The organism is Taibaiella lutea, from assembly GCF_008629695.1.
Lineage (GTDB): Bacteria > Bacteroidota > Bacteroidia > Chitinophagales > Chitinophagaceae > Taibaiella > Taibaiella lutea.
In genome coordinates, this window is sequence record NZ_VWSH01000001.1 from 107,254 (window position 1) to 121,637 (window position 14,384).

General features: G+C 37.9%; 12 protein-coding genes and 1 pseudogene. 6 read left to right on the top strand and 7 right to left on the bottom strand.

All coding sequences use genetic code 11. The annotated features are described in order from the left end of the window. Positions 1–12: 12 nt before the first annotated feature. Both F0919_RS00450 and F0919_RS00455 read right to left on the bottom strand, forming a co-directional pair. Positions 13–516 (bottom strand): DinB family protein, encoded by a 504-nt coding sequence (locus tag F0919_RS00450; RefSeq protein ID WP_150030747.1) that lies wholly within the window; start codon positions 514–516, stop codon positions 13–15. A 36-nt stretch (positions 517–552) separates the two neighbouring features. Further along, the gene (locus F0919_RS00455; protein WP_150030748.1) at positions 553–1,293 is read right to left on the bottom strand and encodes an isocitrate lyase/PEP mutase family protein; all 741 of its coding nucleotides are present in this window, start codon (positions 1,291–1,293) and stop codon (positions 553–555) included. A 162-nt stretch (positions 1,294–1,455) separates the two neighbouring features. On the opposite strand from F0919_RS00455, the gene F0919_RS00460 reads away from it, so the two are divergent. Together F0919_RS00460 and F0919_RS00465 are read left to right on the top strand one after the other, a co-directional pair. After that, entirely contained in the window at positions 1,456–2,445 is a 990-nt protein-coding gene (locus F0919_RS00460) for a GlxA family transcriptional regulator (RefSeq protein ID WP_150030749.1), read from the top strand. Positions 2,446–3,030: 585 nt separating this feature from the next. Continuing rightward, the gene (locus F0919_RS00465) at positions 3,031–3,351 is read left to right on the top strand and encodes a hypothetical protein (RefSeq protein WP_150030750.1); all 321 of its coding nucleotides are present in this window, start codon (positions 3,031–3,033) and stop codon (positions 3,349–3,351) included. Positions 3,352–3,516: 165 nt separating this feature from the next. Here F0919_RS00465 and F0919_RS00470 read toward each other — a convergent pair whose 3' ends face one another. After that, a complete protein-coding gene (locus tag F0919_RS00470) occupies positions 3,517–5,010 on the bottom strand; it encodes a sensor histidine kinase (protein ID WP_150030751.1) in 1,494 nt (497 codons plus the stop codon). Between the two features lie 179 nt (positions 5,011–5,189). Here F0919_RS00470 and F0919_RS00475 point away from each other — a divergent pair, with 179 nt between their 5' ends. The 3 genes and pseudogenes from F0919_RS00475 (at position 5,190) to F0919_RS00485 (ending at position 9,624) form a co-directional block, all read left to right on the top strand. Next, a complete protein-coding gene (locus F0919_RS00475; protein ID WP_150030752.1) occupies positions 5,190–5,558 on the top strand; it encodes a response regulator in 369 nt (122 codons plus the stop codon). 2,330 nt (positions 5,559–7,888) lie between these two features. Continuing rightward, positions 7,889–8,653: pseudogene (locus F0919_RS18795) on the top strand (acyl-CoA desaturase). 596 nt (positions 8,654–9,249) lie between these two features. Continuing rightward, positions 9,250–9,624, top strand: a complete 375-nt coding sequence (locus F0919_RS00485) for a hypothetical protein (RefSeq protein WP_150030753.1) — start codon at positions 9,250–9,252, stop codon at positions 9,622–9,624. 496 nt (positions 9,625–10,120) lie between these two features. Here F0919_RS00485 and F0919_RS00490 read toward each other — a convergent pair whose 3' ends face one another. From F0919_RS00490 to F0919_RS00505, 4 genes are read right to left on the bottom strand one after another with little or no spacing between them, the layout of a single operon-like run. Then, positions 10,121–10,579, bottom strand: a complete 459-nt coding sequence (locus F0919_RS00490; protein ID WP_150030754.1) for a hypothetical protein — start codon at positions 10,577–10,579, stop codon at positions 10,121–10,123. A gap of 39 nt (positions 10,580–10,618) precedes the next feature. Beyond that, complete coding sequence (locus F0919_RS00495) at positions 10,619–11,950, bottom strand: hypothetical protein (RefSeq protein ID WP_216629345.1); 1,332 nt, start codon at positions 11,948–11,950, stop codon at positions 10,619–10,621. 44 nt (positions 11,951–11,994) lie between these two features. Next, on the bottom strand, positions 11,995–12,573 hold the full coding sequence (locus F0919_RS00500) for a YceI family protein (RefSeq protein WP_150030755.1): 579 nt from the start codon (positions 12,571–12,573) through the stop codon (positions 11,995–11,997). 58 nt (positions 12,574–12,631) lie between these two features. Beyond that, the gene (locus F0919_RS00505; RefSeq protein ID WP_150030756.1) at positions 12,632–13,672 is read right to left on the bottom strand and encodes a zinc-dependent alcohol dehydrogenase family protein; all 1,041 of its coding nucleotides are present in this window, start codon (positions 13,670–13,672) and stop codon (positions 12,632–12,634) included. A gap of 355 nt (positions 13,673–14,027) precedes the next feature. On the opposite strand from F0919_RS00505, the gene F0919_RS00510 reads away from it, so the two are divergent. Then, positions 14,028–14,381: a hypothetical protein gene (locus F0919_RS00510; protein ID WP_150030757.1), complete on the top strand. Its 354-nt coding sequence runs from the start codon at positions 14,028–14,030 to the stop codon at positions 14,379–14,381. The last annotated feature ends 3 nt before the right edge of the window (positions 14,382–14,384 follow it).

A 14,384-nucleotide genomic window follows, 5' to 3' on the forward strand; every position in this document is an offset into this window, starting at 1 on the left:
TAAATATTGTATTTATTGTTTGGGTTTTAAAAATTGCAATTGTCCTAAATGATAGTCAACATGGCTGACCCTGCTGAGCACAACATTGAGCTTATTGCGGTATGGTTCCTTTTCAAAATCTTCGGCGGTAACGTTAGTGTGTTTCTGAAACCATTCGTTGGCGCTGATCGTGGCCATTTTTTCAGCCAGTTTGGTTTTTACCCTTGTCCAGTCCTGCTTTACATCCTGTATAGTGGGGATAGCATCGGTTTGTTTGTCCGGTGTCAGTACAAATGGCTGAAACATATGCTCTGCTAATTTCTCATAGCCCAGCAGAGGAAAGATCGAATCGGCCAAAGCAGTAAGGTGCCCTAACAGGTATATGCCTCTGTTCCTGCCTGGAGATACTTCTTGTAACAATTGTTCATCAGATAATTCTGACATCAGCTTGTCTAATTGGCCTGTTTTTGAATGCCAGGCATCCAGCACCATTTTGACGAATATTTCCGGTTGTTTTGAGAGATTGATTTCTGTCATGATTGTTTGATTTTAGTTATTAATAGATTGATTTGCTTAAAACATCCGTGCAATAGAGTTGTCATCCTTTATGGAACGGGCGATACTTTCCATTTGATGGTATGTAGCCTTGTATAGCAGTACTGCCATGCTAATCCTTTTCACGCCAAGCCCTGTCAATGCTTCAACAGAAAGCTTTGGTGAACCAACCATGTTTACAGGCAGCGAAACAGATGAGGTGATTTCTTTAATAAAACCGGGGTCTGCAACAGCAGGGACGAACAAGCCGTCCGCACCTGCATCAACGTAACGCTGCGCCCTTTGTATGGTGGTTTCTAATGGTGATGGCAATTTTTGAATAAAAACATCGGTACGGGCATTTATGAAAAGCGACTGATGCGTCCTGGCTAGATAACTCTTTATTCGCTCCAGTTTTTTCAGATAAATGTCCTCGCCCTGCGCATCTTCGATATTGATACCCACAACGCCACAGTCGATTAGTTTCTGTATATTATCCGTAAGTATATTTAGCTCGTTGCTGTAGCCACGCTCCATATCTACCGACAAAGGGAGCCTGGTATTTGCCTTTATCCTTTGTACTATATAAAGCAGTTCTCTAAAAGGGATTTTTTCTCCGTCTTCATAACCAAGTGAATTGGCAATAGCACCGCTCGAGGTTGCTATAGCTTCAAAGCCTGCCTGCTCTATAAGCTGCGCGCTCTTTACATTCCATGCATTGGCCAGCAGAAAGGTTTTGGGTCCATGGTGCAACTGATGAAATTTTTTGTAGTCATCCATATCTTTAGTTTTTGTTGTGATAAGCAGTTATCAGTTTTCTTTTCTCTGATTGTAGCGCAAAGCTATTGTCTATAAACCAGATTCAGGGTCGGTAAAATGGACATTATAGCGGGTTGATTTGGACAACTGAAAAGGTTAGCTTTGTAAGGTAAAATCATAGCGATGAAACATATCACATTATTATACCCGGAAGGGCAATGCAACCTGAGCACAGTAGCCTGCATCATAGGTACAGTAGAAATATTTGCAAGAGCCGGCGACTATTGGAAACAACAAGGAAATAAGCATAAATACAAGGTTGTTGTAGCTTCTACAGCACCCAAAGAAACTTACATTGGCAACCTTGTGTCATTAAAGCCGGACGTTTACATAAGCGAAATAGCCAGAACCGATCTAATTATTATACCTTCTGCAATGCCAGGGAACCCTACAACGGATAGCCAGGCAATGATCGACTGGATAAGCAGGCAACATAAAGCAGGTGCGGAAATAGCCAGTATGTGCTCAGGCGCATTTATACTCGCGGCTACAGGCATTATGGACGGCAGGAGCTGCTCGACACATTGGTCTTACGCAGACAAATTTAAAGAAACATATCCCGATGTACACCTCCATTCCGATAAGCTGATCACTGATGAAAGGGGAGTTTACACCAATGGTGGCGCTTACTCATTTCTAAACCTGGTCATTTACCTCGTTGAAAAGTATTATGACCGGCAGACGGCCATATTTTGTTCCAAGATATTTCAGATAGAACTGGACAGGAACAGCCAATCGGCATTTGCTATATTCAGCGGACAAAAGCAGCACGGTGATGATATGGTGCAAAAAGCCCAGGACTATATAGAACAAAACATCGATGAAAAATTCTCTATAGAAAGCCTTTCCTCAAGATTTGCAGTTGGTCGGAGGAATTTCGACAGGCGATTTATCAGGGCTACAGGCAACACCCCGGTTGAATATGCGCAAAGGGTTAAAATGGAATCAGCAAAGAAGGCATTGGAAAGCACCCGGAAGACGGTTAATGAAGTAATGTATGAAGTAGGCTACTCGGATGTAAAGGCTTTCAGAGAAGTGTTTCGCAAAGTTACAGGACTGTCGCCTTTGGAGTATAAGAACAAATACAATAAGGAAGCCAGAGCCGGTTATTGATGATTCCAATAGAGCATTTTTTGCAGCTTGCGAGTTAGAAAAAAATATCGTCTCTGAGTGAAAAGAATGAAATGGTTTTTCAAAAGCCGTAGATAACTGGCAATTATCTGCCTGTCAGGCATTCATTACGGTAAATTCTATAAAATAAAACAACTTATATTTTACACTACTATGTGTAAAAACAATTTTTGAAGAAAATAAAGGAAACTATACAAATAACAGATCGTCTTTTCAGTGATTTCGCTGGAATTATATTTTTATACTAAAATGCGCGTTTTTAGCGTAATTAAGCAGGTTTTAAAAAATAGGTAACTGATATGGTAACCATTTTCTTTGACTTGTTTTGATTTAATTTAAAGAGCAATTGTCTATCTAAAGATACAGATATTTGAAATTATACGAAATAAAAACTACTATTTTTTTATATTTTTCCCGTTATGTAGTAGGAACTGTAGTAAATTTCAATACTTAATCCGTGATCAAAAATGCACTGAAATGGCCATGGATTAACTCCCGAGACCGGGTTGAACTCGCGGGTGCATTTTATTTTAATGGCCCCGCCAATTTCGGCAAAGGAGGTTTTAAATGTTTATAAAAGAACTGGAGGATTTTTCCGATATTCAATTAGGTAATGTTTTCCGCGCCCGCCTTGGAATGTTTATCTGTAAAAAATACCTCACAACTTTCCTTCATTATCTTGAAGAAGCATTTATACGCAACTGGAAGAGAAAAGCATCTAAAAAGCAATGCAGGATGTTATTGTTTTCCCAATATGACAGGAATTATTTGGCTGTTAATTTCATTAAAATACTTTCACCTTTCATGATGATAGGATTTATAGGGGCTGGTGTATTCTTACATCGGTCTTTTTGTTTCATGAATACTTACTTGTCGGATAGGTTGTAATAACATTAAAATAATCGAATTAAAATTCCGTTTACTACCTCAGCCTACTACCGAAAATTGTATTGGGAAATAAAATAAATACCTTTTGGTGATTTAATTATCCTGACTGTGTTTTATCTAAAAAAATTTTGACAGCAGGCTAAAAATAATTTATCCTATTACAACCTAACAAGGCAATGTAAACCAGAAAGTGCTGCCTTTTCCATGTATGCTTTCCACCCATATATTTCCTTTGTGTCGTGTAACAATTTCGTAACACAGGTATAACCCTATTCCAAGTCCAGCGGCTTGAATATTATTGTCATCAACGCGGTAGTATCTTGAAAAAATGCTATCAAGATCCCCTTTGGCAATACCTATGCCGAAATCTTTGATACCTATCTTTACCTTGTCGGTTTCCAGATCTAAATACACCTCTATATGGTTAGTTCCGGGAGAATAACGTATAGCATTGGTTAGCAGGTTGACCAGCACCTGCTCTATTCGGTGCGCGTCTCCCTTGATTTTATACTCCCCGACAGATGAGTGCAGTGTAACCCTATAACTATCATTGGCGTGGGAAATAAGGTCAACAGCATCGGCAACAACTTCGCAAATATTAAAATCCTCATTTGCAAAACGTAATTTGCCGGCCTCTATCCTAGAAACATCGAGCAAGTCTTCTACAAGTGAGCTGAGCCTTGTAACCTGCTGAAGGCACTTCAGCACAAACATCTTGTTGCGTCCCTCCGTAATTTGCTGAGCAAGGATCTGAAGGTATCCGTTAATGCTGGTAAGCGGTGTTTTCAATTCATGGCTTGCCAGGCCGATGAACTCATCCTTCTGTGCATTGAGTTTCTTTAACTGTCCGTAAAGCCTTTCCGTTTCCTGTTGTAAAGCCTGCTCTGCGCTGATGTCGCGCGCAATCTTAGATGCACCAATTATCTTACCCCTGTCGTCGACAATAGGGGAGACGGATAGGGATATAGGGATCAGCATGCCGTTTTTAGCCCTCCGCAAGGTCTGGAAATGGTCTATCTTATTGCCTTTGCTGACTTCGTTGATAATATAAGCCTCCTCCTCTATACGGTCGGACGGAATAATCAAAGATATATGTTGTCCCACGGCTTCGGTTTCGGTATAGCCAAACATCTTTACCGCAGCAGGATTCCAACTTGTAATTATGCCTTCCAGTGTTTTGCTGAGTATAGCATCATCTGACGTATTGATAATAGCTGCGAGCACGCCCTCTTTCTCTACTGCTTTTATCCGGTCAGTAAGATCCCTTACAATCTTGGAAGCCCCTATAATCAGGCCTTTATTACTTAAAATAGGGGAAATACTGACAGAAATTGGTATCATTCGGCCATCTCTGGCCATGCGTATTGTTTCAAAATGGCTAATCCTTTCCCCTCTGGAAATGCCGTTTATTATCATTTCTTCCTCGCCTATGCGGTCCGGGGGAATAATAAGGGAAATATGTTTCCCAACAGCTTCTTTTTCCGGATACCCGAAAAGCCGCTCCGCTGCAGGGTTCCAGCTCGTAATGATTCCTTTAAGTGTCTTGCTGATAATAGCATCATCAGAAGTGGCTACAATAGCTGACAGCATTGCCTGCTTTTCTTCTGCGGGACTTAAATCTTCCGTTTTTGCCTGTATTGATCCCGCGTCATTTTTCATTGAACGAAGTTAATTATTTCTAATCCCAAAATATATTTCAACAGTCGGACAGTGTTATTGTTATCCTAATTAAGTTTTGAAAATAATGCGATATAAAGTTAAGGTAACCTTATGGGACTTTATTTGTTGTTGTCCTAAATGGTTTCATTTTTTTAAGTAATGGATTCATTTCCTAAACTATGAACAACAAAATATTAGTACTCGATGACGACCAGGATATTTTAAATATAATTTCATTTATTCTTATGAATAAGGGCTACCGTGTACTTACACTTAATAATGGAAAGGAAATTTTCAAAACAATTAAACAGTTCCATCCTGATCTTGTGCTGATGGACATAATGCTGGGAACGATGGATGGACGTATTATTTGCCGGGACATTAAAAATACATCCGGCTTGGAGAATTTACCTGTAATACTGATATCGGCGTCACACGATTTAGCGCATTGCCTTCACCAGAAAGGTGCCCCCAACGATTTTATAGCTAAGCCTTTTGATATTGGCAATCTGATTAAGAAAGTAGGACAGCATTCAGGAATGGCTTAGACCTGCATAGAACAGCGTTTTACTCTTAGACCCCACAGTAAATGGAAAAGATAATGGTAAAATAATAGTACAAGAAAAACTCATTAGATTATTCATAGGATAAGCTTACGTTCACACATTAATTGTATTAGGATTTATAATGACGCTTATAGGTCGGACTGTGCATTAACTACTTCACACTTTTCTGTTAGAAACAACTAAATAATGAAATCATATTTAATTGTGATTATGTTTTGCTCCATATTAATATAAAAATGAAAAAGAATAACCCTCCTGATTTAATATCCAAAAGCTCACCGAAGGAATTTAATGTGGCAAGAATGCCAGGAGATGGCAGTTCATACAAAAATTACGCTGTTAATATTGGAGAACATAACTTAAACTTAAGAAAAAATGGCAATTACATGCCATAATTAATAAAAAGAGCATAACCTCGCCCCCGCAAATCTTACCCGTCATAATTCTCCTCATGGTGTTCCTATCAGTCATTTATAATGAGGTGTGAAGGTGGGTTTAATAAGCTCCGGTATCTGATATGGATATCGGCTATTTAACTGGCAATTCTTATACATTACCTATGCTCCCTATTAATTGACCTGCCATCAACAGTATGGTTTCAGGAGGCTTCACGTTCTATAAAATCTTATATATATATAGTTGAGTAGTGCTCTATAATTACTGTTTGAGAGAAATAAAAGCAATAACTAAAAATTACTAAACCCTTTACAATACTAGCTATTAACAATATTTTCTGTTTGATTTCCAAACTTAAAAGATTGCAAGCCGTTAAAAGCATCTTTAGGAAAGTGAAATTTCCACAAGAATTAGAATCGAAAATAAAATTTTCCGCAAGCAATGAAGCGGTTATATTAAATGCACCGAAATTCATATGTATATACCTGTGAAGCAACCATCAATTAAAGGACTTGCCAGATTATTGAATATCACAACAGAAGAATGCAAAAAATTAAAACACGCACCTATGATAGAACAGAGAAACAATATGGGGGTTATTACAGGCTATTTCATACATATAAGTCCAAATAACGACGCGGCATTATTATCAAAGATAATCATTGTTAAAAGCAATTTTATTTGGTTCAGCGTAAAACAGATTGCAAGTATTGCGAAAATATAATATTGTAAATTCTTTATCTATAGAACATACCGGACATTAATACTGAGAACTCAAAGTTGAGGATGTGGTAATAACCTTTAGTAGCAAAGTCACTCAATAAAGTAAAACCAATAACTATTTGGTTAATTATGAAACCATTAATCCGCTCTGCATGAAGTAAAATTGCTTCTAGAAATTTCGTATCGCTTATACACTGGTCTTTTATTTGGTTGATGAGACTTATTTAAGCGATGCTATCAAGAACGCACCATTCTGCCGAATCTTAACCTTTGTAAGTAGCAATAATCTATAGGACGGTCTGCTCATAATTGACTTGCCGTTAAATCGAAAAGATAGTCGTGAGATACAACTATAAGGAAAGCTTATGAGAAGTACCAAATCAATAAGTCTATTTTTATATAACTATCTTGATTTAGATTCAGATTGCACATCCTTTGGTCGGGATGTGCTTTATTATATTATCTCACATACCTTAATAAGGAACTTGCTTTTAAATCAAATGATATTGTGGAGTTTGATTAAAGGGCGCCAATTATAGCGCCCTTTTCATTTAATAAATGCCGAACAAATTCGCATTTAATCTACTAACTAACTTTCTTTAAACTCTTGATATTGCAGCTTCATTCTAGTTATCAGCTTATTGCTTTCATTAATGATACTCCTATTTTTTGCTAGCAATTCTTTCAAACCACCATCGGGGACCTTTGAGAACAGCTTAAGTTGTGTTTTGTCCCTATCCCACATTCTCAATAAATTATTTCTGTACAGCACTAATCTTTTCGCTTCTATCATTAATCGAAGGTAGAGATAATAATTCATCATAATCGAACAAAAAAAGTGAAACATACCGGGCGGCATGCTCACTAATTCACTAAGTGATTATAATGTAGGTATAATCACTAACCATCTTAATTACCTAGCATATTGTTTATAATTCAAAAAAATTGATATTCACTGTTCTAGCTATGTCTAATCCAGACGATTTAATGGATACGCAGGTCGACGGAATTTGAAATATATTACCTAAGGAACCTGAAATATAAGATTAATTCATTTGTGGTTTTTTTAACTCTATTTGTGTTACCTTTAATACTCATGAGTTCAGTAAAGTAATTCTTCCTGCTCCGATTTATCCCAGCGAGCTTTTATAATCAGTTTCCTGCATTCCATTTTTTATCCTAAATTTCTTATTTTGATTATTCTCATTTTTTTTGTGGGGCTGTGGTATTTTTCCCTGTTTTCACAAACATTTTTCCAGCACAGATATGCCGCACACGGCGCGTTCAAAATGAACACGTTCTGGGAACGCTTCTTTTTCCTTTTTGCCTATATTACGCAAGGCTCCTCCTATATGAGTCCGCGTGCCTATGCAATAATGCATCGTATGCATCATGCTTACACAGACACAGATAAAGATCCCCATTCACCTTCTTTTTCAAGTAATGTATTCAGCATGATGTGGCATACAAAAACCATCTTTGAAGGAATTGAAAAAGGATCTATACCCATTGAAGACAGGTTCACAAAAAACTTGCCGGAGTGAAAGGGTTTTGAAAAATGGGCTGATTCCATATGGTCAAAACTCTTATGGGTGCTGCTCTATGTAGTCTTCTTCATTTTGTTTGCAAACAGCTTTTGGTGGTATCTGTTACTGCCTGTTATTATTCTTATGGGCCCGTTTCACGGAGTGCTAATAAACTGGTTTGCACATAAATACGGTTACCGCAACTTTGGCTTGAAGAACACTTCGCAGAACCTTATTTCAATTGATATATTTATGCTTGGTGAATCCTACCATAATAATCATCACAAACACCCTTCATCAATCAATTTCGGTAATAGATGGCATGAAATCGACCCGATATATCATGTTATCCTTTTCCTGAAACGGTTGGGTATTGTTCGGATAGCCACGCCTGCTTACACTATTGTGCGTAAGGACGATTATAGCCAATAAACTAACCGGATTGATTAGTCCTCTATTTTCAGGGAAGCTTAGGCAACAGATGTCTGTAACCAAATATCTGTTAAGATACGTTATTATATATCTATGGATAATCCATCCTGAACCCTCAAGGGAGTTATCGAACCAAATCCTTAAATACTTCGCCGCAATCGACGATTTTGCTAATCAAATGGCGATTTGTTTGCTATTCAAAAAAATATTGAGGCAAGTGAAAGCCGGAAGGTGTTCCTTTTTTTATTTAATAACCTTCACTTTATTTAAAATGACAATTGTCAAAGAGTTAAGGTATAAAATGACAAACAGTTAGGTATAGCGATCTGCAGATAAGCAATCGGGTTAGTATTAATCTTGTGATATGCTATAGTCAACTGAACGGTTTATGATGAAGGTGTAGCTCTGCCATTGTAATAATCATTCAAGGATTAGGCGCAAGATAATAGCAAGTACGACAGATCCTTTTAATATTAATGACGACAATGATTTTGAACACTAATAGATGTCATTGTTTCCGGCACTCGCCGAGCATAAATTTGTAGTTTAAACAAAACGAGCAGATACAATTGTATCTAATAGGTTAAAAGAAATTTATGCACTTAAAGAAACCTTTCCTGATTTGCAACACCGACCATTACCAACTAAGCGATGCAAATATTAACCTGACTCAACAGCCTGCAATGGTTATAATGCGGGATCTCAAAAATCAATATGAATTGCAGGTATTTTTAGGTGCAATAAATATAAATGAGATATTGATTTACAGGGAAAACGAATCTATTAAAATTTATAAAAATGACAGCAACTCTAAAATATGTAGTAATACACTATTGTATCATTTTTATATGCCTTCTAATGTAAACACAGATGCTCTAAAGGTAAAAAGGTCACAATTTGGAATCTGTGTGATATTGCCTAAAACCCAGAGCACACACCCATCCGTTGTCCGGCTATTGCCAATTGAGTGATAGATTAATGTGGCCAATAGTCGTTTGCCGAAAAAGTAAAGTAAGTAATAATAGGTTTCACAAATATCAAATAAAATCATGGGAGTAGCCTATTTAATAGTTGCCATAGGTATAATTGGATTCATTTCCATCATTACATTTTTAATAGGAAAGGCAAAATTCCGGCAGTGGTAGCTATGCCTTTTTATTTTGGTTCTTTGATCCTATGTATAAAATAATATTTACTTAGGTTGTAGGTTTTAATTCTGGATTGGAATTATCAAGGTTTAGTGTATCTGATGTTACAGACATAATAGGGAGGCATAGATGCCTCCCTATTATTGTTTTAGAAAAAACGGACTCCCATGATGCCATGCTGATTAAAATCAGATAGTATCATGGGAGTAAAATTACAAGTCCTTGCTCTTCTAATGGTTTATTGTCATTGCATGGTGAGGCCATTCATTGTTTAGAGGGTTTCTTAGTGATTCAAACAAATTGTTTTGCATCAAGTTCACTAATCCTTAAAAGGATAACCCGGAATCAAAGCAAGTTGGGATTGCTGGCTTATAATTTCGTTTTTCAAATCTGCAATTTCCCTTGTCAAATCACTTGCATCATCACTTGCATCAGTTACCTTATTGGAATCATGCTTCGCATCGCTTGCTGATTTTTTTGCATCTTTTGCGTTCTTCTTATTGCTCACATTTTCTGAAAGTTTATCTGCCGCGGCCACATTTTGATTTGCTGAACTCTGGGCTTTTAATATTGTGGATTGGGAATTCTTGGTCTCCTGAACTAATTTTCCTTCAAGTTCATATAGCTTGATCTTATTCTCATTGATTTTTTTACTGATCTTCAATGCATCGCTCTGATTGTTGAGCATCTTAACGTATTCCGGATTAGACCCTTGGGCAGTTGCTGAAACTACTGAAATCATAATCAAGGCCATGATGGGAAATATCCTGTTTTTCATATACTTTGTTTTATTAAAAATTAAAAATAGAAATGGTGATTAAAAACCAATACTAGCCTCTGCGATAAAACCACTGAAGCGGCCTGCCGAAAGTATATTGCTGGCATCATAATGGTCGTACTTTTGGTTAACATACTCTGCTTTCATCATTATATTTTTAGTGACGAACCAGCCTACTGAACCCACAAGTCTCGTGATAGCAATATCCTCTGTATTGCCAGGTATCGACCCTATAACTTTATTGTATCGTGCGCCTATCCAGAATAGATTGTTTGCCGGGAAGCGATATATGATGTCGGCTCCATATTGACTTACTGTCCTATTATCTGCTTCTGTTACTTTCCTTCCTTGTACCCTTTCATAAGTACCGAGCAATTCAAGTCCCTTATAATTCAAGTAAGGGTTTATTGAAAACGAAGTAACCTGATCGCTGAACTGGGGATTGAATCTTCCCGACCATGCATTCCCGTCCGTAGTCGCGGCAGTATTTTCCATGGCATAGAAATAATGGGAGCCTGTCCTGTCGCCCCAAAACAAAGTATTACCCGAAGAACTTTTGTCTGTGTAAACCGAACCTGTAATCCTCAATCTGAAATCTTTATTTACTTGTTTATCAAATCCTATTTTACCATGAAATGCAGGGCCGTATGTATTCTTTTTTCCTGTGTTGGCATCAATCTTGGAGGATTCTACTACAGTAGGATTTAATGCGCCATTAGTTACACCCACCATTGCTATAAATCCGCTTTTGGGATGAAAGTAAACCTCACCACCTATTTCCGTTGCGAATGCATCCATGATATAATTTTCTACAAAAGGATTGTAGATGCCATTGCCACCATCACTCCTGCAAAAATGCTGGTCGCCATAATCCACATCATAATCCCCGATTTTAATGGTAACACTTTCCATAATCTTATTGATAAGATTACTGTTCAGGAAAAGTAATTTATCAAACTGTACGTATCCGCCCTTCACCCATGTTTCTTCATGGTGTCTTGCAGAAAGATACATGGTAAGGTTCATCCTGATACCATCACTGAGTTGTGCATCGATATTAAGGTTTGCCATAGCCAGATTGAATCCGTTGGTAAGTGAAATCAATTGATTCGTATTGACCCCTGCATCCATGATTACTGATGCATTGTTTTCATGTTTTAATGACTGGAAATCCTGACTGAAATTACCGCCCACCTTCACTTTAAAGCCTTCGAAAGTTGTAGTGTCATTTTTGGTTGTTTCAAAAGTCCTGATACCTGTTTTATCATTGGGACGGTAATATTGCATTTGTCTTTGTGCGCTTAATGAAGGGCTTATCAGAAGCGCTGATATAAAAGCTAATTGTTGCAGAAGAATAATTTTATGTTTCATCTCAGGTAGTATGTTGTGCGCATGAACATGCGCCGTTAAAAAGATTATGAGCTTACTTTGAAATTAATGGTGATATCGTTGCCTGTCTTTAATGTACCAAGTATGGCTGTAGGAGGTTTCACTCCGAAATCGGTCATCCTTATTTTGTATATGCCTTCGAATATTAACTTTCCACCTGCAGCAGATGTAACTTTTATCTGCATCACAACAGGTTTTGTAACACCTGCAATTGTAAGATTGCCCCTTGCTGTTATGATTTTTCCGGAAGCATTTGATGTAATAACTGCAAGAGGAGCAGCAAGTACAAAAGTGATCTGTGGATGGGTGTCTGCCTTTAATGCCTTATAGGTATTTTTATTCATGGTGGAGTTGTCACTCTTGATGGATCGGACTTCCATTTTGATATTCATTGCATTCAACCGGAAGCTACCATCCTTAAACCAATTGACTATAGCATTACCTGAAACTGTTTCTACATTTTCAGCCCAGTCATGTAGATTGGAAGTGCCGTGGATGGTAACTTTATAGTCTTTGGAAAGAGGATAAGTGGTTTCCAATGCATGGGACGTAAAAGCTCCTGACATGAAAATTAATATCGATAGATACCTTGTAAGATGTGACATATTTTTATGTGGTTTTAATAAAGATTAATTAGGATGATGATTAAATTACTTTGGATGCTTAAGCATTTGTCAATATTACTTTCAATGCTTTTTCTTTGGCAGCATTACCAAAAGTGTCATAGGCTTCCATTATCTCGTCTAACCTGAAGTGATGTGTTATTAATTGCTTTGGCTTTAACTTATCAGCCTGTACAGTTTTAAATAACATAGGCGTACTCACAGTGTCCACCAGACGGGTCGTAATCGTGATGTTTTTTGACCACAGCTTTTCCATGTGCAGCGTAACGCTTTTGCCATGCACCCCGATGTTTGCAATATGGCCACCAACACCGATGACGGCTTCGCACAATTCAAAGGTTGCAGGTAAGCCTACCGCTTCTATGGCTACATCAACGCCGATACCATCTGTTATTTTCATTACTTCGATTTCAGCATCTTCGTCCACACTATTTATAGTATGCGTTGCACCAAAAGTTTTAGCCACTTCAAGTCGGTTGTCGTCCTGGTCTATTACTATAATAGTTGAGGGTGTAAAGAACTGGGCAGTCAATAGTGCTGCTATTCCTACAGGCCCTGCACCTACAATAGCTAAGGTATCGCCTGGCTTAACCTGTCCATTCAATACACCGCATTCAAAACCTGTGGGGAGAATATCACTGAGCATAACAAGTGCTTCTTCATCGGAACCTTCAGGGATTATATAAAGGCTATTATCAGCATGGGGTATCCTTACATACTCTGCTTGTGTGCCATCAATCAGATAGCCTAAAATCCAGCCACCATCTTTACAATGAGAGTACATGCCTTTTTTGCAATACTCACATTTGCTGCAAGATGTAATACAGGAAATAATTACATGGTCCCCTTTTTTAAATTTGCTTACTGCCGAACCAACCGACTCTACTATACCTACGCCTTCATGGCCAATGATCCGGCCATCGGCTACTTCAGGTAAGTCACCTTTCATTATATGGAGATCGCTACCGCAAATAGTAGTCTTTGATATTTTAATGATGGCATCCGTTTGCGCTGCTATAACAGGGTGCGGCTTTTCTTCCCACGCTTTCTTTCCCGGACCATGATAAACCAATGCTTTCATTTTATAATTTTAAAAGATGAGATGGTTAATGCTTCAATGTTTAACCAAGATGCAAAAGTCACCTAAAGCATAAGCCGGAACAATGATTGGGAATAGCGGATAAGATGAGTCTGGTTATTGGAGCCGAGCAGGCCTGAAATAATGTAAAGAGATAATGGAATCAAGGGCCTGCTTTCCTGAATAAAGGATACAATGGGAATTAAGATCAGTTTAAGAACAAAGGATACAAAACTGATTTGGATCATTGCTGCCCTTTGCACATATCATTGAACAGGTACCGGATTAACAGCAACTTTGGTGCAATCGGAAATCCTGAAGCAAAAAAAGCGATACTAATATTTTGAACTCACCACAAATGAATACAGCAATAGAGAGTGATACCCTGAAGGATATCAGGGAATGGCAGGAAAGGATAGACCAATTGGGTACTGAAAACAACCAGATGAAGGATCGGTTGGCTAAAGAAATACTTAAAGAAGTAAGCGATTCCTTTTTAGAAGGGTCTGAGGATTTTTATCAGCTGTTGCTGGATAAAGATCAGTCGATGGGCTTACTAAGGCATGAAATTGGGGGCCTGCTTACACTTGTATCCAAGACCAGTGCCTTAATGCAGTTGCATAAATACGCAACGCTCAGAAGGGACCTGGTACGTTTTGAAAAAGAATTTTATACTTTGAAATTAAGCTTCCTTGAGCATCTTATGCATTAGCTG

Coding starts and splice junctions, on each gene's coding strand:
- F0919_RS00510 (WP_150030757.1), top strand. CDS start 14,028: ATGAATACAGCAATAGAGAGTGATACCCTGAAGGATATCAGGGAATGG.
- F0919_RS00505 (WP_150030756.1), bottom strand. CDS start 13,672: ATGAAAGCATTGGTTTATCATGGTCCGGGAAAGAAAGCGTGGGAAGAA.
- F0919_RS00460 (WP_150030749.1), top strand. CDS start 1,456: ATGAAACATATCACATTATTATACCCGGAAGGGCAATGCAACCTGAGC.
- F0919_RS00465 (WP_150030750.1), top strand. CDS start 3,031: ATGTTTATAAAAGAACTGGAGGATTTTTCCGATATTCAATTAGGTAAT.
- F0919_RS00490 (WP_150030754.1), bottom strand. CDS start 10,579: ATGAAAAACAGGATATTTCCCATCATGGCCTTGATTATGATTTCAGTA.
- F0919_RS00485 (WP_150030753.1), top strand. CDS start 9,250: ATGCACTTAAAGAAACCTTTCCTGATTTGCAACACCGACCATTACCAA.
- F0919_RS00455 (WP_150030748.1), bottom strand. CDS start 1,293: ATGGATGACTACAAAAAATTTCATCAGTTGCACCATGGACCCAAAACC.
- F0919_RS00475 (WP_150030752.1), top strand. CDS start 5,190: ATGAACAACAAAATATTAGTACTCGATGACGACCAGGATATTTTAAAT.
- F0919_RS00470 (WP_150030751.1), bottom strand. CDS start 5,010: ATGAAAAATGACGCGGGATCAATACAGGCAAAAACGGAAGATTTAAGT.
- F0919_RS00500 (WP_150030755.1), bottom strand. CDS start 12,573: ATGTCACATCTTACAAGGTATCTATCGATATTAATTTTCATGTCAGGA.
- F0919_RS00495 (WP_216629345.1), bottom strand. CDS start 11,950: ATGAAACATAAAATTATTCTTCTGCAACAATTAGCTTTTATATCAGCG.
- F0919_RS00450 (WP_150030747.1), bottom strand. CDS start 516: ATGACAGAAATCAATCTCTCAAAACAACCGGAAATATTCGTCAAAATG.